Consider the following 20,578-nt stretch of genomic DNA (forward strand, 5'->3'; position numbering starts at 1 on the left):
TACAGAACCCCCGATGCGGTACATAGGGGGTTCTGAGTAGAGAAATGCTAGTTGAAAATGTGTAAACCTATTTCAGGACTAGACAGACAGGCCGAAAAAAGCCCCACCATCATGGTGGGGCTTTTTGCTTGGTGAGGGGGACGCGAAGAGCCGTTATCTGCGCTGGGCCAGATGCATCATGGCTTCCAGCACGGCGCCGCCGATGGCGCGAGCCTTGTCCGATACCGTAGTCGCATCGGCGCGCTCGCCTCTGGGGTCGATATCGCCAATCTTGAAGCCGACCGGGACTTCGATGCCATCGCTCAGCAGCCCCCGTACCATGCCCGAGAGCGGCGCGATAATGGGAGCATCCCCCACATGGGCAATCACATCCCCCTCCTGCACCAGATCGCCGAGCTTGATCACACTCTTCATCACTCCGGCGACGGGGGCGCGCACCACCCGGCGTGCGGAGTGCCCCTCGATCACTCCGGGAATGCCGGTGTTAGGCTGGGCGGGGCCCTGATAGATGACCCGCCCCAGATGATGACCGCGGTTGGTCTCGATCACCGCATCGCAGTCGCGCCCCGCCTCAAAGCCCGGGCCAAGGGCCACCGTAATGGGGGCCATCTCCTTGTGGGTGCCGAGGTTCTGTTTGGCGAGGATGGCATCCACCAGGTAGCGGGGCTTGAGATCGCGCAGGGTGGCGCAGTCGGGGTCAACCAGTAGCGGAATGACGCCCCGATCCAGCTGCTCGAACGCTTGCTCAACGCTCTCGACCCGCTTGGCGCGCACACCCTCGACACTGGTTTCACCGTCGAACATCCCCTGGGCGAAGGCGACGGTGCGGCGGATCACCGTGGGCTTGTTGAGATCCAGCATCACCACTTTGAAGCCCGCATTGTGCAGGCGCAGCGCCACCCCGGTGGCGATATCACCTGAGCCACGCATCACCACCAGCTGATCCCGCTTGAGGCGCACGTCATCCTGCATCAGACCACCCGCTTTGCCGTTTTTCACCTGCAGCAGCTCGGCGAGGATGCTGATGGCGATCTCCTCGGGGGTCTCGGCACCTATGTTGTAGCCGATGGGGGCGTGCAGCCGCTGCAGTTGTTCCTGGCTCACCCCTTGTTGGCGCAGCGCCTGGGTGAAGGTCTGCACCTTGCGCTTGCTGGCGAGCAGCCCCAGATAGGCGAGGGGACGGCTGATGAGCCGATCCAGCGCCTCCTTGTCCTGATGGTTGGTGGCGATGATAACGAAGTTGGCGGGCTCGATGGCCAGCGCCTCGATCACCGCGCTGATGGTATCAGCCTGTTTGAGGTGAGTGCCGACGGGGAAGTGATCGGGATTGAGGCTCCCTTCAAAACAGTCGCCCACATGGATATCAAAACCCAGTGGCGCCGCAGCATGGGCCAGCGCCCGGTTGACGTGACCGGCACCAATGAGCACCAGCCGAGGGCGCAGGCCATAGACATCGATATAGACCGACATGGCGCCACCGCAATCCGACCCGACCGCATGCTCACCGTTGCGGGCCATCCGGCCGTGGAAGATGCGCGGCTTGCGCTCGGCAATGGCGGCTATCGCTTCCTCGATCACCAGCCGCTCGATCATGCCGCCGCCGATGGTGCCGAGGATCTGGCCATCGGCCATCACCAGCATCTGGGCCTGATGGCGGGGGGTGGAGCCACGGCTCTCGATGATCTGGGCAATGGCAAACGGCGTGTTCTCCTGTTCCAGTCGGGCTGCGTGTGAAAAAAGATTCATAAGGTACCTCTTCTTATCCTTAAACCATCATGGGCGAGGCGGCTGAGCCTCATCCTGAGCGAAGTAACCGAGTGCGTGGCGAATGGGCTGTGGCTCGCGAACCGCCCCCTGCCAGATGGCATGGAGCTCGGGGTGGCGGCTATGCAGCTTTATCAATTCAGCCAGCCACGACGCCTCATTTTGATAATCCCCATTGATAAACCAGATCCGGCGCGCCCTGGCCGGGGTGCCCTTGAACAGCCCCTCGGGGTGGGAGAGCAGCTGGTGAAACAGGGCCCAGTCGAGGGGGTCACCGGCTTCTATCCCGCACAGGGCCTGAAGCTCTGCCCAGCGGTGGATCTGCTGCGGGTCGGCCTTGGCACCCACCATGGCGCCGCCTGTCAGGGCTATCACCCAATCACTGCTCTGGGGAATGCAAGGTTCGTGCAAAGCGGGCACTTTCAATAACTTGTGATGAGCGCCATCCGCCTCGACCAGGATAAGATCGAAGCGCTGCTGTCCTTTGAGCAGGTCGATTTGGCGCAGATCCGGCCCTGCAACCTTGCCGGTGCGCTCATCGAGATGGCTGAACAGGGCAACCAGAGTCGGGCCATCCGGCAGCGCCTGACAGCGGGTAAGTTGACGAACGGGATCCGTCTCGATAATCAATTCCCGATAGTGTGACGGGGCTGGCAGAAACATCCGGGTGGTGGTGGTAATTAGCACCCTTTTACCCTGTTGATAAAAATATTCCGCCAGCCAGAACAGGGTGCTGGTTTTTCCACCGGCCCCGCAGAGGCTAATTAAGATAGTATGGCTATCAATATTTTTGGTGAGCGAGTTTAATAGCGGATCTATATCTGGAAATTCGACAGCAACAACGTGTGGGTGCGACATAATGACGACCAAAATAAATATCGAAGGGAGTGGGAAACAACGTTGCCAGGAACAAGTGCAGTGTGACTGTATAATAACGGCGGCGGGTTTGTCTTCCCGAATGGGTACCTGGAAAATGATGCTACCTTATTGCCAGGGGACAATGCTTGATGCAAGTCTCAAAAATGCCCAGGCCTTTTGTCAGCGGGTTATTCTGGTGGTGGGCCATCGTGGCGAGGAGCTTCAAGCGCGCTACGGATCACGGCCGGATATTGTTGTCGTCCACAACCCCGACTATCGGCAGGGGCTGGGCAGCTCCATCCGCTGCGCCCTGGCGGCCAGTGACGCTGACTACCTCTTTATCAGCCACGGGGATCTCCCCTGTATCCCGCGCGAGGTCTATCAACAGCTCTGGCAGGCACGGGGCTGTGAGACACTCTTTCCCACCTGGCTGGGGGAGGCGGGCCATCCGGTGTTGCTGCCAAAATCCCTTGCCCGCGAGTTGGCAGCGGCCCCGGTGCAGTCGTCGGTACGGCGCTGGTTGCAAGGGCATCCGCACCGTATGGTGCCAGTTGACTGCCCCGCCATCCTGTTTGATGTGGATACCCCGGAGCGCTATCAGGCGCTGCTGGGTGGCATTCTTGAAAATGAGAGCGAGCCCACGAAATAACCCAGTTTAAAAAGATAACGGGGAGATAAATGGCGTATCAAAGTGATATTTCTCGCACTTGATCTGATAGGGCGAGTTCTTTTTAATCAGCTCATTAAGTAAATTTCAGAGTGATTGATAACTACTCGCAATACCCATAATGGTGACATCATAAATTCTCATCATTAATTGGAGCTGTCTCACGCTTTTACCCTAAAAAATAGTTTTGTAGCTCGTTTTGTAACTGTAGTGGCCTGATAGTTGCTCTTCTCCTTGCCAAGGGGTAATGCCCGTGCGGGATACCCCATTTATTCATGCTGCCAATGCGCAGAACAGCTGCAAGGAGATAGCCATGGGCGATATTATGCGACCCGTTCCCTTCAAGAACCTTCTGACCCGTATTTTTGCGGAATATAAAGAGAGTCAGAGCATTTTCGGTATTCCCGCCGCACAATTCTATCGCAAGCAGGACGAGCGCAAGATCAAGGTGTTCGGTGAAACCTGCGAGACCCCCATTGGCCCGGCAGCCGGCCCCCATACCCAGTTGGCCCAGAATATCGTCACCTCCTGGCTGACTGGCGGGCGCTTTATCGAGCTCAAGACGGTGCAGATCCTGGACCGTCTCGAACTGGAAAAGCCCTGCATCGACGCCGAAGACGAGTGCTTCAACACCGAGTGGTCCACCGAGTTCACCCTGCCCAAGGCGTTTGACGAGTATCTGAAAGCCTGGTTTGCCCTCTACCTGCTGGAAGAGGTGTTCGATCCCCGCCTCGACGGAGAGGCCAAGTCCTTCATCTTCAACATGAGCGTGGGTTACAACCTCGATGGCATCAAACAGCCACCGATGCAGCAGTTCATCCACAGCCTGATGGATGCAAGCCAAAGTCCGAAATTTGCCGAGTACCAGCAGGTGGTACGTGACATCGTGGCCGACGAGCAGTTTATCGCCGAGCTGGGACTGGGGGCGCGCCGCGCTCGCCTGCAACAGCTGGTGGATCGTATCCCGGCCAATCTGGTGCACGGCGTTACCCTCTCTACCATGCACGGCTGCCCGCCCAACGAGATTGAGGCCATCTGCCGCTACATGCTGGAAGAGAAGGGGCTCAACACCTTCGTCAAACTGAACCCGACCCTGCTGGGTTACCCGCGGGTGCGCGAGATCCTCGATACCTGCGGCTTTGATTACATTGGGCTGAGTGAAGAGTCGTTCGATCACGACCTCAAGCTGGATCAGGCCAAGGCGATGCTGACCCGTCTGATGGCGCTGGGAGCCGAGAAGGGGCTCACCTTCGGGGTCAAGCTCACCAATACCCTTGGCACCATCAACCGCAAAGGGGCACTGCCCGGCGATGAGATGTACATGTCTGGCCGGGCGCTGTTCCCGCTCTCCATCAACGTGGCGGCTGTGCTGTCTCGCGCCTTCGATGGCAAGCTGCCCATCTCCTACTCGGGTGGCGCCAGCAAGTTCAATATCGCGGAGATCTTCGAGACCGGTATTCGTCCCATCACCATGGCTACCGACCTGCTCAAACCGGGTGGCTACCTGCGCCAGATCGAGTGCCTCAAAGAGATCGACGCCTCTGACAGCTGGGGCATGAGTCAGGTGGATGTGGCCAAGCTGGAGGCGCTTGCCGCCAAGGCCCTCACCATGGATTACACCCAGAAGGAGTGGAAGTCCGACGATCGCATCGAAGTGGGGGGCGGTCTGCCGCTGACCGACTGCTATGTGGCACCCTGCGTCACCGCCTGCGCCGTGCATCAGGATATCCCCGAGTACATTCGCCTGATGGGCGAGGGGGAGTATGTGGCAGCCCTTGAGCTGATTTATCAGCGCAACGCCTTGCCTGCCATCACCGGCCATATCTGCGATCACCAGTGCCAGTACAACTGCACCCGTCTCGACTACGACAGCGCGCTAAATATCCGCGAGCTGAAAAAAGTGGCACTGGAGCGCGGCTGGGAAGGGTACAAGGCCCGCTGGCACAAACCGGCAGGCAGTGGTGACAAGCATCCGGTTGCGGTTATTGGTGCTGGCCCGGCCGGTCTCTCCGCCGGTTATTTCCTGGCCCGCGCAGGCCACCCGGTCACCGTGTTCGAGCGCGAAGCGGATGCCGGTGGCGTGGTCAAACACATTATCCCCGAGTTCCGCATTCCGGCCGAGCTTATCCAGCACGATATCGACTTTGTCGCCGCCCACGGGGTCAAATTCGAGTTTGGCTGCGATCCGGCGCTCACCGTCGACAAGCTGCACGCCCAGGGCTTTACCTATGTCTTCGTCGGCATCGGCGCCGACAAGAATGGCGGCATGCGTCTCGAAGGGGGTCATGATCGGGTCTACAAATCCTTCAACTTCCTGCGCAGCTTCAATCAGGGCAAACCGCTGCCACTCGGCCGCCATGTGGCGGTGATCGGCGCCGGTAACACCGCCATGGACTGCGCCCGCGCCGCCCTCAAGGTGCCGGGTGTCAGCGATGTGACCGTGATCTACCGACGCAGCGAAAAAGAGATGCCCGCCTATCGCGAGGAGTATCTGGAAGCGGTGGAGGATGGGGTACGTTTCTGCTTCCTCACCAATCCGGAGCGTTTTGACAAAGATGGCAAGCTTACCGTGCGGATGATGGCACTGGGGGAACCTGACGAGCAGGGCCGCCGCCGTCCGGTGCCCACCGAGCAGACCGAAGTGATGCAGATGGATGCCCTGATCACCGCCATCGGCGAGCAGCCTGACTGCGAGGTGCTCAAAGCCATGGGCATTCCTCTTGGCAGCGATGGCTGGCCCCAGGTGGACAGCCAGACCGGCGAAACCAGCCGTCGCAACGTCTTCCTGATCGGTGACGTGCAGAGCGGCCCATCCTCCATCGTCGGAGCCATCGGTGGTGCCCGCCGCGCCGCGGATCTGGTGCTCTCTCGCGAGCATATCGCTGGCAGTCAGGCCGAGGTCTCAATCCAGCCGTCGGGCAAGGACGAGATCTACCGTCGCAAGGGGAGCATCGCCGTCACCATGGTAGACAAGAGCGAGCGCGATGCCTTCGTGGCGCAAGAGGCGCACCGTTGCCTCGAGTGCAACTACCTCTGCAGCAAGTGCGTGGATGTCTGCCCCAACCGGGCCAACGTCGCCATCGCGGTGCCGGGCTTCAAAGACCAGTTCCAGACCCTGCACCTGGATGCCTACTGCAACGAATGTGGCAACTGCGCCCAGTTCTGCCCGTGGCAGGGCAAGCCCTATCAGGACAAGGTCACCATCTTCAGCCTGCCCGAGGATTTCGACAACAGCCGCAACCCCGGTTTCTATCTGGCGGATAGTGGCGAACTGCGGGTGCGTCAGGATGGCGAGACCTATCGTCTGACCATAGACGCCCAGAGCCGGATCAAGGATGCGCCAGCGGCCCTTGGCGACATGTGCCGGATCATCAGCCATGTCCATGCTCATCACCACTACCTGCTGGGGGCCGTCGAGGCCTGAGCGAACCACGAATAAGCGAAGGAGCAAACCATGTTTATTCTGAAGAACGTCACCGCTGTCCAGCTGGAGCCGACCCGGGTGCTGGAAGGGGTGGATATCGCCATCGAAGGATCGCTTATCAAAGCGGTGGGGCCCAATCTGCGGGCCCTCTACCCGGAGGCCAACTATCGGGAGATGGGCGGCAAGCTGGTGATGCCGGGCATCGTCTGTGCCCACAACCACTTCTACTCAGGCCTGTCGCGGGGGATCATGGCCAATATCGCCCCTTGCCCGGATTTTATTTCCACCCTGAAAAATCTCTGGTGGCGGCTCGATCGGGCGCTCGATGAAGAGTCCCTCTACTACAGCGGTCTCATCTGCTCGCTGGAAGCGATCAAGAGCGGCTGCAGTGCGGTGATCGACCACCACGCTTCGCCCAACTTCATCAAGGGCTCCCTGAATGTGCTGTGCAAAGGGTTTATGGAGGCGGGTCTGCGTGGCATGACCTGCTTCGAGACTACGGATCGCAACGGCGGCCTCGCCGAACTGCAGGCCGGGGTGGAGGAGAACATCCTGTTCGCGCAGGCCATTGATGCCGCCAAGGCCAAGGGGAGCGAACCCTATCTGGTGGAGGCTCATATCGGCGCCCACGCCCCCTTCACCGTACCCGACGAGGGGCTGGCCATGCTGCGCGAAGCGGTACAGGTCACCGGTCGCGGGCTGCATATCCATGTGGCGGAGGACCGCTACGACATGGCCCACGGCCACCACCACTATGGTAAGGAACCCATCGCCCGGCTGGACGAGTTTGGCCTTGTCGACAGCAAGACCCTGATCGCCCACGGCATCTACCTGAGCCCGGCTGACATCGAGCTGCTCAACAGCCGCGATGCCTTCCTGGTGCACAACGCCCGCTCCAACATGAACAACCATGTGGGCTACAACATGCACCTGCCGGAGTATCGCAATCTGGCACTTGGCACCGATGGTATCGGCTCCGACATGCTCGAAGAGCTCAAGTTTGCCTACTTCAAACACAAGGATGCCGGTGGCGCGCTGTGGCCCGACAGCTTTGCCCGCTTCCTCTGGAATGGCAACACCCTGCTGGAACGCAACTTCGGCGCCAAATTTGGCCGCCTGGAGCCGGGATACAAGGCCGACCTCACCATTTGCGACTACGACGCACCGACTCCGCTGGCGCCGCGCAACCTCGGTGGCCATCTCGCCTTTGGTATGGGATCGAACAGCGTCAACAGCGTGATGGTGGAGGGGCGCATGGTCTATCAGGACCGCGAGTTCCCGTTCGATGTCGCGCCCATTTATGAGCAGGCCAGCAAGGTGGCGAGCCGCCTGTGGCAACGGATGGATCAGCTGGCCTAGAGCCATCTTCCACAGTTTTGGACCGGATTGCCCGCCCTGTGGATCACCCCGGCGGCGGGCAGCAAGAGTAAGGACGACACATGATTGAGCAATTCTTCCGACCCGAGCAACTGGGTCAGGCTTTGGAACTCAAGGCCAGCTTCGGCAACGACGCCGTCTACATGGGGGGCGGCAGCAAGCTTAACGCCGCCCCGACCCGCACCGACAAGAAGGTCGCTATCTCACTGGACAAGCTGGGGCTTGACCAGATCGAGCAACAGCACGGCCAGCTCCATATCGGCGCCACCGTCACCCTGCAGACCCTGAAAGATGATCCCCGCACCCCGGCCGCCCTGTGCGACGCGCTGGGGTTTGTCTACTCCCGCCATCTGCGCAATCAGGCCACTCTCGGTGGCGAACTTGCCTGCCAACAGCAGGACTCCCCCTTGCTGCCGGTGTTGCTGGTGCTCGAAGCCGTGGTGGTGCTGGAGAACAACCTGCTGCAACCCATCGATGCCTATCTGGCGGGCCAGCGCAAGGAGCTGGTGCTGGGGGTGGTGCTGCCGGAGCCTGAACTGCGCTGCGCCACTCGCCGCATCAGCCGCAACGCCGACGGCTTGGCGGTGATGACTGCCGCCGTGGCCCTTGATGCCCTTGGCGAGATGCGGGTCGCCGTTGCTGGCGTTACGCCGCAGCCGATGCGCCTGCGGGATCTGGAGCGCCGCGATCTGCACGATGCCGCGCTGGAGGCGGCCGTGAGCGAGCTGGTTGCACCGCGCGAGGATCTCGGCGGCAGCGTGACCTACAAGCGCTATATCAGCGGGGTAGTGGTGGCGGATCTGCTGGTCGAGTGTCAGCAGCAGGAGGTACAGGCATGATGGAACTCAACTTCACACTGAACGGTGCCCTGCGCACCGTCATCACTCCGGCTGGCGAGAATGCCCAGCGGGTGCTGTTCAACCAGTGCCGGATGCACTCGGTGCGCAACAGCGACGACGGCTTTGGCTTTGCCGGCTCCGACGCCATTCTCTTCAACGGCAAGGTGATCAACGCCTCCCTGCTGATCGCCGCCCAACTGGATGGGTCAGAGGTGCGCACCGCCGAGTCGCTGGGCAGCTGGAACCAGCTCAGCCTGGTACAGCAGGCGATGGTAGATGTGGGCGTGGTGCAGTCCGGCTACAACGATCCGGCCGCCGCGCTCATCGTCACCGACCTGCTTGATCGCCATCCCGAGCCCACCCGTGATCAAATCGACGATGCCCTCTCGGGCCTGTTTCACCGTGATGGCGGTTACCAGCAGTTCTATCAGGCCATCGAGCTCGCTTGCTCACGGATGAAGGATCCCGATTACCTGTGCCAGATCGCCCCGGAGTTTCGCGACGATCTGCGCCACATCGGCAAGAGCTGCCCCAAGGTTGACGCCGCCAAGATGGTGCAGGCCAAGCCCTGCTACGTGGAGGATCGGGTCACCGAGGATGCGTTGGTCATCAAGATGCTGCGCAGCCCTCATCCCCATGCGGTGATCACCAAACTCGACGTGAGCCGCGCCGAAGCCATGCCGGGGGTGGTGCATGTCATCACTCACCTCAACTGCCCGGATATCTACTACACCCCGGGTGGCCAGAGCGCACCCGAGCCGTCACCGCTCGATCGCCGTATGTTCAGCCGCAAGCTGCGCCACGTAGGTGACAGGGTCGCCGCTGTGGTGGCCGAGAGCGAAGCCATCGCATTGGCGGCGCTGAAACTCATCGAGGTCGAGTATCAGGTGCTGCCGGCGGTCATGACTATCGATGAGGCGATGGCCCCCAATGCGCCCCTGGTCCACGACGAACCCATCGTCTACATGGCCGGTGCGCCGGCGGATCTCGAGCAGCAGAACGCCTGCTCGGTACGCCGTGGCGACGAGCACATGATCATCAACTTCCCCATCGGCTCCCGCCCGCACGAGAACCTGGCCGCCAGCGTCCATGGCCAGATCGGCGATGTGGCCAAAGGCTTTGCCGAGGCGGACGAGATTGTCGAGCGCACCTACGAATCGACCCAGGCCCAGCAGTGCCCGACCGAGCCGCACATCTGCTTCACCTACATGGATGGGGCGCGTCTGGTCATTCACGCCTCTACTCAGGTGCCGTGGCACGTACGCCGTCAGGTGGCGCGCATCGTCGGCCTCAAGCAACATCAGGTGCACGTGATCAAGGAGCGGGTAGGGGGCGGCTTTGGCTCCAAGCAGGATATCCTGCTGGAAGAAGTGTGCGCCTGGGCGACCAAGGTCACCGGCCGTCCGGTCACCTTCCGCTACACCCGTGAAGAGGAGTTCATCAGCAACACCTCCCGCCACGTGGCCAAGGTGAAGGTGAAAGTGGGGGCCAAGAAAGATGGCACCATCACCGCCATCGACATGGATTTTCGCGCCAATACCGGCCCTTACGGCAACCACTCTCTGACGGTGCCGAGCAACGGCCCGGCGCTCTCCCTGCCGCTCTATCCTTGCGACAACGTGCGCTTTACCGTCAACACCTACTACAGCAACATCTGCCCGACCGGCGCCTATCAGGGTTATGGCGCGCCCAAGGGCAACTTCGCCCTGACCATGGCCATTGCCGAGCTGGCCGAGAAACTGGGCATCGATCAGCTCGACATGGTGGAGCACAACCGGGTGCATGAAGGGAACATCCTCAAGGTGCTGGGGGCCATCGGCGAGGGCAAGATGCCCACTTCTGTGCCCCACGCCGCCAGCTGCGCCCTCGAGCCCATCCTCAAACAGGGTCGCGAACTGATTGCCTGGGATAGCCCCAAACCCGCCGACGGGGATTGGCGCATCGGCCGTGGCGTCGCCATCATCATGCAAAAATCGGGGATCCCGGACATCGATCAGGCCAACTGCATGGTCAAACTGGAATCGGACGGCACCTTTATCGTCCACTCCGGTGGCGCCGATATCGGCACCGGCCTCGATACCGTGGTGGCCAAGCTGACTGCCGAAGTGCTGCACTGCCCGCTCGGGGATGTGCATGTGATCTCCGGCGACACCGACCACGCCCTGTTCGACAAGGGGGCCTACGCCTCGTCCGGTACCTGCTTCTCCGGCAACGCGGCCAAGATGGCGGCCGAGAACCTCAAGGCGAAGATCCTGTTCCATGGTGCCGCCATGCTGGGCGAGCCGGTAACAGATGTTGAGCTGGCGTTCCCAGGTGTGGTGCGCGGCAAGCTGGGGGAGGTGAGCCTCGCCAAGCTGGCCCACAAGGCCGAGACCGGTACCGGCTTCGGTATTCTGGTGGGCACTGCCAGCTACATCACCTCAGAGCTCGCCTTCCCGTATGGGGCCAACTTCGCCGAGGTGGCGGTCAACGTCAGAACTGGCGAGATCCGGCTCGACAAGTTCTACGCCCTGCTCGACTGTGGTACCCCCATCAACCCGGAACTGGCGCTCGGCCAGATCTACGGGGCGACCATGCGGGCCATCGGCCACACCATGAGCGAGGAGATCTGCTACGACAGCAAGGGCATCCCGCTCACCCGGGATCTGAAGAGCTATGGCGCGCCCAAGATTGGCGACATTCCGCGCGACTTCCGGGCCTTCCTGGTACCGAGTGACGACAAGGTTGGCCCCTACGGCGCCAAGTCCATCTCGGAGATCGGGGTCAACGGCGCGGCGCCCGCCATCGCTACCGCCATTCACGACGCCTGCGGTGTCTGGCTGCGCAAGTGGCACTTCACGCCGGAGCAGATCCTGCGCGAACTGGGCAAGCTGGAGCAAAAAGTGTCGGCATAACAAAAGAAAAGGTGAGGGGCGGGCGCCAGCTCGCCCCCAGCGCCTGACGGCGGAATGAGTACTCCGCCTACATTCTGTGTGATGGGACAAACACGATGTCTAAAACAACACGCAAGCACTCGGATCTCATTTACGAGCTGGAAGACAAACCCCCGTTTTATCAAACCCTGATGGGTGCAGTGACCCATCTGCTGGCGATTTTTGTTCCCATGGTAACCCCGGCGCTGATCGTCGGCGGCGCCCTGGGCCTATCTACCGAGATCACCGCCTATCTGGTCTCCATGGCGATGATCGCCTCCGGTATCGGCACCTGGTTGCAGGTGAACCGTTATGGCCCCATCGGTTCGGGGCTGCTCTCCATTCAGTCGGTCAACTTCTCCTTCGTCACCGTGATGATAGCGCTCGGCGGCGCCATGAAAAAAGATGGCATCCATGAGGAGCTGATCGTCTCGACTCTGCTCGGGGTCTCCTTTGTCGGTGCCTTTCTGGTGATGGGCTCCTCCTTTGTGCTGCCCTACCTCAAGCGGGTGATCACCCCGACCGTGAGCGGGGTAGTGGTGCTGATGATTGGTCTGAGCCTTATCAAGGTGGGGATCATCGACTTTGGCGGCGGCTTCTCCGCCATGAGCAGCGGCACCTTTGGTAAATACGAGCACATCGGACTGGGGCTTTTGGTGCTCTGCGTCATCGTCGCCTTCAACTGCAGCCGAAGCCCGCTGCTGCGGATGAGCGGCATTGCCATCGGCCTAATGGTGGGTTATGCGGTGGCCCTGATGCTTGGCATGGTGGATTTTTCCGCCCTTGAAAACCTGCCGCTTATTACGGTGCCGATCCCGTTCAAGTACGGTTTCTCCTTCGACTTTCACGCCTTTATGTTGGCGGGCACCATCTATCTGTTGAGCGTGCTGGAGGCGGTGGGGGACATCACCGCCACCGCCATGGTCTCCCACCGGGATATTCAGGGCCCCGAGTTTCAAAAACGGCTCTCCGGCGGCGTACTGGCGGACGGTCTGGTATCGGTGATCGCCTCGGCCCTCGGCTCTTTGCCACTCACCACCTTTGCCCAGAACAACGGCGTCATCCAGATGACCGGGGTGGCCTCACGCCATGTGGGCAAGTTTATCGCCGTCATCCTGGTGCTGCTGGGGCTCTTCCCGGTGGTGGGGCGCTTCTTTACCACCATACCGTCACCTGTGATGGGGGGCGCCATGGTCATCATGTTCTCCATGATCGCCATCGCCGGTGGTCGCATCATCATCAGCCACGGTTTCGATCGGCGGGAGACTCTGATTGTCGCCACCTCGCTGGGTCTTGGGCTCGGGGTTTCCTATGACCCGAACGTCTTCAAGGTGCTGCCGGCGGGTATCTACATGCTGGTGGAGAACCCCATCTGCGCCGGCGGCATCACCGCCATCATCATGAATCTGGTGTTGCCGCAAAGCCGCAAGCGCAAGGCGGCCGTCAGGGATGCCGAGGCGGTTGAAGTGATCCAGCTGAGCGACAAGCCGGATGTGATCTTTACCGCCCGCAGCGCGGGCCTGTCATCGGCCAGCAAGGGGGAGGGTTCACCAGAGCCAGTGCCCGGGCAGGCGGTGGCGCCACAAGTGGAACGGATCTGACGGTTAAACCGGCAAAAACGTCAACAGAACAAGAAAAACAGGGAAACGGTTATGAAAAACGACAACTCTGTCAAAGCGGTACGCGGCAGCTTCTTCGATATCACCCGGGTGGTGGATCAGCCCGAGGAGATTGAGTCCAACGCGCGCCTTATCGAGGATGGCCTGCTGATCATTCGCAACGGTTGCATCGACTGGTTTGGTGAGTGGGAGGAGGGCAAGGATCGCATTCCGACCGAGGTGCGGGTGCGCGATTATCGCGGCAAGATGATAGTGCCGGGCTTTGTCGATACCCACATTCACTATCCCCAGAGCGAGATGGTGGGGGCCTATGGCGAGCAGCTGCTGGAGTGGCTCAACCGCCACACCTTCCCGGCCGAGCGGCGCTACAACGATCTCGAGTATGCCCGCGAGATGTCCACCTTCTTTATCAAGCAGTTGCTGCGCAACGGCACCACCACGGCGCTGGTGTTCGGCACAGTGCACCCCGAGTCGGTAGACGCCCTGTTCGAGGCGGCGAGCCGCATCAATATGCGGATGATCGCGGGCAAAGTGATGATGGATCGCAATGCGCCCGATTATCTGCTCGATACCGCCGAGAGCAGCTATGTGCAGAGCAAGCAGCTTATCGAGCGCTGGCACGGCAATGGTCGACTGCTCTATGCCATCACACCACGATTTGCACCCACCTCGACACCCGAGCAGCTGGCGATGGCGCGGCGACTGCGCGAAGAGTTTCCCACCACCTATCTGCACACCCATCTGTGCGAGAACAAGGATGAGATCGCCTGGGTCAAATCCCTCTTCCCGGCGCACAAGGGCTATCTCGATGTCTATCACCAGCATGGCCTGACCGGCCACAACTGCGTCTTTGCCCACTGCGTCCATCTGGAAGAGCAGGAGTGGGATTGCCTGAAGGAGACCGGCTCCACCATCGCGTTTTGCCCCACCTCGAATCTTTATCTCGGCAGCGGTCTCTTCAAGCTGCACAAGGCGTGGCGCAAGCAGGTGAAGGTGGGGATGGGCACCGACATCGGCGCGGGCACCACCTTCAACATGCTGCAGACCCTCAACGAGGCCTACAAGGTGATGCAGTTGCAGGGCGAGCGGCTCTCGGCCTATCAGGCCTTCTATCTGGCGACCTTGGGCGGCGCCCATTCGCTGGGGCTGGACGAGAAGATCGGCAGCTTTGCGGTGGGCAAGGAGGCGGATTTCGTGGTGCTCGACCCGGTCGCCACCCCGCTGCAGCAGCTGCGTTATGACAACTCCACCACCTTGCGCGACAAGCTCTTTGTGCTGCTGACCCTGGGGGATGACAGATCCATCTACCGCACCTATGTGGATGGCCAGCTGGTGCATGAACGGGGGTAGGGGCTGGAGTGGGCTGCCGCGGCGCAGCCCCAACGAATACGGCGGCTGGCGTACCCAACAGGAGGCCAGTCTTGCCGCACCACAGGGGATCTCCCCGCATAGAACGTGAAATGGCCCGGTTTTTTTGACCAGCAAGGCAAACGTTTGAGTCAAGGCTGCCTGCCCTGGTCGGTCTGTCGCATCCTCTGCCGCCATCGCCTGTTTCTCATCAGACTGGCGCTCGGCAGACCCGCAGATCCTGTCGCCATTTCGTCATGGAACATTCAGGCGCGTGTGAAGGAGTTGGGTATGACCCAAGCAAACAGCAGGACAAACAGCGTGGAACAGCTGGCCGATGATGACGCCAGCCAGAGCGCAGCAAAGCAACAGCCGCTCACGGCTCTTGATCGCTACTTTATGATCAGCGAGCGGGGCAGCAATGTCAGACAGGAGGTTCTGGCGGGCCTCACCACCTTCCTTGCCATGGTCTACTCGGTGATCGTGGTGCCGAGCATGCTCGGCAAGGCGGGCTTTCCTCCCGGCGCCGTGTTTGTCGCCACCTGTCTGGTGGCGGGGTTCGGTTCGCTCTTGATGGGGCTCTGGGCCAAGTTGCCGATGGCCATCGGCTGCGCTATTTCCCTCACAGCGTTTACCGCCTTCAGTCTGGTGCTGGGGCAGCAGATCCCCATTCCTGTGGCGTTGGGGGCCGTCTTCCTGATGGGGGTGCTGTTTACCGCTATCTCGGTGACCGGGGTGCGTAGCTGGATCCTCGACAACCTGCCGATGGGGATTGCCCACGGCACCGGCATCGGGATTGGTCTCTTCCTGCTGCTTATCGCCGCCAACGGGGTGGGGCTGGTGATCAAGAACCCGCTCGAGGGGCTGCCGGTGGCGCTGGGGGCCTTTACCTCTATGCCGGTCATTATGTCCCTGATCGGCCTTGCGGTGATCTTCGGGCTGGAGAAGCTGAGAGTACCGGGGGGGATCTTGCTGGTGATTATCGCCATCTCAATCTTCGGCCTGATTTTCGATCCGGCGGTGAAGTATCAGGGACTGTTCGCCCTGCCGAGCCTGTCGGACGATCAGGGCAAGTCCCTCATCTTCAGTCTGGATATCATGGGGGCCCTCTCGCCGCTGGTGCTGCCCAGCGTGCTGGCGCTGGTGATGACGGCGGTATTCGATGCCACCGGTACCATCCGCGCCGTGGCGGGGCAGGCCAACCTGCTCGATAAGGATGGTCATATCATCAACAGCGGCAAGGCGCTCAGTGCCGACTCGGTCAGCAGCATCTTCTCCAGTCTGGTGGGGGCGGCCCCGGCTGCCGTCTATATCGAATCGGCCGCGGGCACGGCGGCGGGGGGCAAAACCGGCCTCACCGCGACTGTGGTGGGTGGCCTGTTCCTGCTGATGCTGTTCCTCTCGCCGCTCTCCTATCTGGTGCCCGCCTATGCCACCGCACCGGCCCTGATGTATGTGGGGCTCTTGATGCTGAGCAACGTCACCAAACTCGATTTCGATGACTTTGTCGGGGCCATGTCCGGGTTGGTGTGCGCGGTCTTTATCGTGCTCACCTGCAACATTGTCACCGGCATCATGCTCGGCTTCAGCTCGCTGGTGATCGGCCGCATCTGCTCGAAGGAGTGGCACAAGCTCAACGTCGGCACCGTGGTCATCGCCCTGGCGCTGGTGCTCTTTTATGCTGGGGGGTGGGCTATTTAGGGATAACCCGCCCGTTTGGGGCCGCACTGGCGGCCCCATTTTTATATCTGCGGCGCTCTGACCGTCAACGCTGGTTACCATGCTTTAGCCGCTGGTGCCATCGCGATACCATTTTGATAAATCCCCCTACCAGATTGATAGGCTCCCACCCTTGCTCTCCTCGCTCTGCCGCTTTTTTCACCGCTGATGTGTCCCGTTTGCTCAGGGGCTGCCTCTGGCTTGTCGCTTCGGGCCAACAAAAGCGGGCTAGATGAGATCCCCTTCACACTTCTCCCCATTCTCCTGACGATGGCGGGAAACAGGCGCATATCTTGCTGTTTTTTATGCCGGTTCCAGATTTTTCCATTCGAAAAAGGACTTGCATATGTCCATAGGATTACCGCTCAAGCGGGTGGATGCCGAGGCCAAGGTGACCGGCAGCGCCCGCTATACCGATGACAACATCATGCTCGGGATGCGCCACGCCAAGTATGTGCGCAGCAATATTGCCCACGGCAAGGTGCTCACCATCGACGCCAGCGAGGCACTGGCCCTGCACGGGGTCGAAGCCGTGTTTACCCATGAGGATGTCCCCACCACCTGCTTTCGCACTGCCGGTCACGCCTGGTCCCTCGATGAGGCCAAACGGGATGTGAAAGACCGCCGTCTGCTCACCGACCATGTACGCCACTTTGGTGATGGGGTCGCCATAGTCGTGGCCCGCGATCCACTGGTGGCCGAAAAAGCGGCCGCGCTGGTCAAGGTGACCTACGAGCCACTGCCGGTGATGACGGATGCCGAAAGTGCGCTGGCCGACGGTGCCTATCCCATCCACCCGAGCGGCAATCTGCTGCGCCAAAGCCAGCTTCGTGCCAATGACCCGGAGCAGGCCATCGCTGCGGCCGATCTGCAGTTTCAGGGGCACTACCGGACTCCAGTAGTGCAGCACTGCCATCTGGAGACGGTGACCTGCTACGCCTACATGGATCAGCCGGACCACATCATCGTCGTCAGCAGCACCCAGATCCCCCAGATAGTGCGCAGCCGGGTGGCCAAATCTCTCGGCCTGCCCTGGTCGAGCGTGCGGGTGATCAAGCCCTATATGGGCGGCGGTTTTGGCAACAAGCAGGATGTGCTGGAAGAGCCGATGGCGGCGTTTCTGAGCTACCAGCTTGGCGGCGTGCCGGTCAAGGTGACCTTGAGCCGGGAAGAGTGCTTTTTTGCCTCCCGCACCCGCCACGGCTTTGCCATCGATGGCAAGATGGGCCTCAACCGCGACGGCACCCTCAAGGGCTATCAGCTCGACGTGCTCTCCAACACCGGCGGCTATGCCTCCCACGGCCACTCCATCGCCAGTGCCGGTGGCAACAAGATCAGTTACCTCTATCCGCGCAGCGCCTTCGGCTATGATGCCAAGACCTTCTACAGCAACCTGCCCACCGCCGGTGCCATGCGCGGTTACGGCGCGCCGCAGGTGATTTTTGCCCTCGAATGCATGCTGGATGACGCCTGCGCCGAACTGGGGCTGGATCCGCTTGATGTGCGCATCGCCAACGTGGCGAGGGAAGGGGACGTCAATCAGGTCAACCAGAAGACCATCTACAGCGCCGGGTTGCCCGACTGCCTGATCCGTGGTCGCGAGATGTTCGAGTGGGATCGGCTCAAGGCCGAGTGTCTGGGGCAGGATCCTGCCAGCCGGGTGCGGCGCGGCATCGGGGTTGCGTGCTTTAGCTACGGCTCCAACACCTATCCGGTGGGGGTGGAGATCGCCGGTGCCCGCATGCTGCTCAATCAGGATGGCACCGTCAATCTGCAGATCGGCGCCACCGAGATAGGGCAGGGGTCGGACACTGTCTTTGCCCAGATGGCTGCCCAGACATTGGGCATTCCGTTTGAGCAGATCCGGGTTATCTCGACTCAGGATACCGACATCACCGCCTATGATCCTGGCTCGTTCGCCTCGCGCCAGAGCTATGTGGCGGCCCCCGCCATCCATCAGGCGGCGCTGCAGTTGCGGGCCCGCATTTTGTCGCTGGCGGCCCAACTCTGCCATCAGGATGTGGGGTCATTGACTCTGATCGACGGTTACGTGGTGCTGGCCGGTGCGCCGGAGAAGGTGTTGATTAGCGTCGCCGAGGTGTCGGTCAACGCCTACTACCACCTCACTATCGGCGGTCAGATCACCTCCGAGGTCTCCCACAAGACCACCACCAACCCGCCCAGTTTCGGATGCACGTTTGTCGATCTCAGCGTTGATATCGATCTCTGCAAGGTGACCATCAATCGCATCATCAACCTGCACGATGCAGGCAAGATCCTCAACCCGCAGCTGGCGGAGGGGCAGGTGCACGGCGGCATGGGGATGGGGATCGGCTGGTCCCTGTTCGAGGAGATGATCATCGACGCCAAAACCGGCGTGGTACGCAACCCCAACCTGCTCGACTACAAGTTCCCTACCATGCTGGATTTGCCCGAACTTGAATGCGACTTCGTGCAGACCTACGAGCCCCAGTCGGTCTATGGCCACAAATCCCTGGGGGAACCGCCCATTATCTCGCCGGGCCCGGCGATCCGTAACGCCATTCGCATGGCGACCGGGGTGGCCATCAACGAGCTGCCTATCACCCCCAAAATCCTGTTCCGGGAGTTTGTCGCGGCGGGTTTGATTGGCGAGGGATCAGGGGAGGAGCAACACCATGTTTGATATTGCCCGTTACTACAAGGCGCACAGCGTGGCCGAGGCGGTCGCCCTGCGTCAGGCTGATCCCGAGGCGCGTTTGCTGGCCGGTGGCACCGATGTGATGATCCAGCTCCATCACCTCAACGCCGCCTATCGCCATATCGTTGATATTCACGACTTGCCCGAACTCAAAGGGGTGTGCGAGTTGCCTGATGGGTCGATCCGCATCGGCTCCGGCACCACCTTTACCGAGATCATCGAAAACGAGCTGGTGCAGCGTCGCCTGCCGATGCTGGCCGAGGCGGCCGCTACCATCGCCGGCCCGCAGATCCGCAACGTCGCCACCTATGGCGGCAATATCTGCAATGGCGCCACCAGTGCAGACTCGGCGGCGCCGACTGTCGCGCTGGAAGCAGAGCTGGAAATCGCCGGCCCCGATGGTACGCGCCGCATACCCATCGCCGGTTTTCACACCGGTCCCGGCAAGGTGGCGCTGCAACCGGCGGAAATTCTGGTGGCATTCCACTTTGCGCCGGATTCTCACCCCCATGTGGGCTCCCACTACTTCAAATACGCCATGCGCGATGCCATGGATATCGCCACCATCGGCTGCGCCGCCTACTGTCAGATTGAGAATGGTCACTTCAAGAGTCTGCGGCTGGCCTATGGGGTAGCGGCCCCGACACCGGTGCGCACCCCTCACGCGGAAGCGGCAGCCGAAGGGCAACCGCTGACTCGCGCCACACTGGCAGCGATTGCCGAGGCGGTGGTGGCCGATGTGGCGCCACGATCCTCCTGGCGGGCAGAGAAGGAGTTTCGCCTGCACCTTATCAAAACCCTGGCGCAGCGGGTGGTCGCCTGCGCAGTCGAACGTGCCGGAGGCAAGATCCTATGATGCAACCGCAAAGCTGTCCCGCAGTGGAGATCCAGTGCGAGATCAACGGCAAGCCTTACTCCTATGCAGTGCCGCCCACCATGTCGCTGCTCCACTTTCTGCGCGGGCAGGGGCTTATCAGCGTGAAAGAGGGGTGCAGTGTCGGTGAGTGCGGCGCCTGTACCGTGCGGGTGGATGGCACCGCTATCGACAGCTGCCTCTATCTGGCGGTCTGGGCCGATGGCAAATCCATTCGTACCGTGGAGGGGGAACGCAAAGGTAACGAGCTCTCTGATGTGCAGCAGGCCTTTATCGACGAGGGGGCGGTGCAGTGCGGTTTTTGCACCCCAGGCCTCGTGATGGCGAGCGCCGCCCTGCTCGACAAGACCGAGCGCCGTCCGCTGACCGATGCGGAGATCCGCCGCGGGCTATCGGGCAACCTCTGCCGCTGTACCGGGTATCAGAACGTGGTACGGGCGGTGAAGAAGTGCTGCAAAGGGTGATAGTTCGGGTGCCGTGAGTGGTGCGTGCTGTTGT

13 protein-coding genes are annotated in these 20,578 nt (G+C 61.1%); 11 read left to right on the plus strand and 2 right to left on the minus strand.

Annotated features, from left to right (window positions below; all coding sequences use genetic code 11):
* Positions 1-153 precede the first annotated feature (153 nt).
* A complete protein-coding gene (yqeB, locus tag G5195_RS01915; protein WP_421221670.1) occupies positions 154-1,746 on the minus strand; it encodes a selenium-dependent molybdenum cofactor biosynthesis protein YqeB in 1,593 nt (530 codons plus the stop codon).
* A gap of 27 nt (positions 1,747-1,773) precedes the next feature.
* The gene (yqeC, locus tag G5195_RS01920; protein WP_421212361.1) at positions 1,774-2,622 is read right to left on the minus strand and encodes a selenium cofactor biosynthesis protein YqeC; all 849 of its coding nucleotides are present in this window, start codon (positions 2,620-2,622) and stop codon (positions 1,774-1,776) included.
* A gap of 1 nt (position 2,623) precedes the next feature.
* Here yqeC and mocA point away from each other — a divergent pair, with 1 nt between their 5' ends.
* The 11 genes from mocA (at position 2,624) to xdhC (ending at position 20,544) form a co-directional block, all read left to right on the plus strand.
* Complete coding sequence (mocA, locus tag G5195_RS01925; protein ID WP_421221672.1) at positions 2,624-3,271, plus strand: molybdenum cofactor cytidylyltransferase; 648 nt, start codon at positions 2,624-2,626, stop codon at positions 3,269-3,271.
* 331 nt (positions 3,272-3,602) lie between these two features.
* Positions 3,603-6,713, plus strand: coding sequence for a putative selenate reductase subunit YgfK (gene ygfK / locus G5195_RS01930; protein ID WP_421212359.1), 3,111 nt, complete (start codon positions 3,603-3,605; stop codon positions 6,711-6,713).
* 30 nt (positions 6,714-6,743) lie between these two features.
* Positions 6,744-8,072, plus strand: a complete 1,329-nt coding sequence (gene ssnA, locus G5195_RS01935; protein WP_421212358.1) for a putative aminohydrolase SsnA — start codon at positions 6,744-6,746, stop codon at positions 8,070-8,072.
* An 80-nt stretch (positions 8,073-8,152) separates the two neighbouring features.
* Positions 8,153-8,929, plus strand: a complete 777-nt coding sequence (gene ygfM / locus G5195_RS01940; RefSeq protein ID WP_421212357.1) for a molybdopterin-dependent oxidoreductase FAD-binding subunit — start codon at positions 8,153-8,155, stop codon at positions 8,927-8,929.
* Entirely contained in the window at positions 8,926-11,823 is a 2,898-nt protein-coding gene (locus G5195_RS01945; RefSeq protein ID WP_421221674.1) for a molybdopterin-dependent oxidoreductase Mo/Fe-S-binding subunit, read from the plus strand. Before ygfM ends, G5195_RS01945 begins: the two co-directional genes overlap by 4 nt.
* A gap of 95 nt (positions 11,824-11,918) precedes the next feature.
* A complete protein-coding gene (locus tag G5195_RS01950; protein WP_167556464.1) occupies positions 11,919-13,442 on the plus strand; it encodes a nucleobase:cation symporter-2 family protein in 1,524 nt (507 codons plus the stop codon).
* Between the two features lie 51 nt (positions 13,443-13,493).
* Entirely contained in the window at positions 13,494-14,810 is a 1,317-nt protein-coding gene (guaD, locus tag G5195_RS01955; protein WP_005360769.1) for a guanine deaminase, read from the plus strand.
* Between the two features lie 396 nt (positions 14,811-15,206).
* Positions 15,207-16,508 (plus strand): NCS2 family permease, encoded by a 1,302-nt coding sequence (locus G5195_RS01960; protein ID WP_180343373.1) that lies wholly within the window; start codon positions 15,207-15,209, stop codon positions 16,506-16,508.
* Positions 16,509-16,872: 364 nt separating this feature from the next.
* The gene (gene xdhA / locus G5195_RS01965) at positions 16,873-19,191 is read left to right on the plus strand and encodes a xanthine dehydrogenase molybdenum-binding subunit XdhA (protein WP_421221677.1); all 2,319 of its coding nucleotides are present in this window, start codon (positions 16,873-16,875) and stop codon (positions 19,189-19,191) included.
* Entirely contained in the window at positions 19,184-20,062 is an 879-nt protein-coding gene (gene xdhB, locus G5195_RS01970) for a xanthine dehydrogenase FAD-binding subunit XdhB (protein WP_421221679.1), read from the plus strand. The genes xdhA and xdhB overlap by 8 nt, the downstream gene beginning before the upstream one ends.
* Positions 20,059-20,544: a xanthine dehydrogenase iron sulfur-binding subunit XdhC gene (xdhC, locus tag G5195_RS01975; protein ID WP_005336775.1), complete on the plus strand. Its 486-nt coding sequence runs from the start codon at positions 20,059-20,061 to the stop codon at positions 20,542-20,544. The genes xdhB and xdhC overlap by 4 nt, the downstream gene beginning before the upstream one ends.
* The last annotated feature ends 34 nt before the right edge of the window (positions 20,545-20,578 follow it).

The sequence above is a fragment of the Aeromonas sp. 601039 genome (assembly GCF_049174415.1).
In the GTDB taxonomy this organism is placed as follows: Bacteria; Pseudomonadota; Gammaproteobacteria; order Enterobacterales; family Aeromonadaceae; genus Aeromonas; species Aeromonas veronii_A.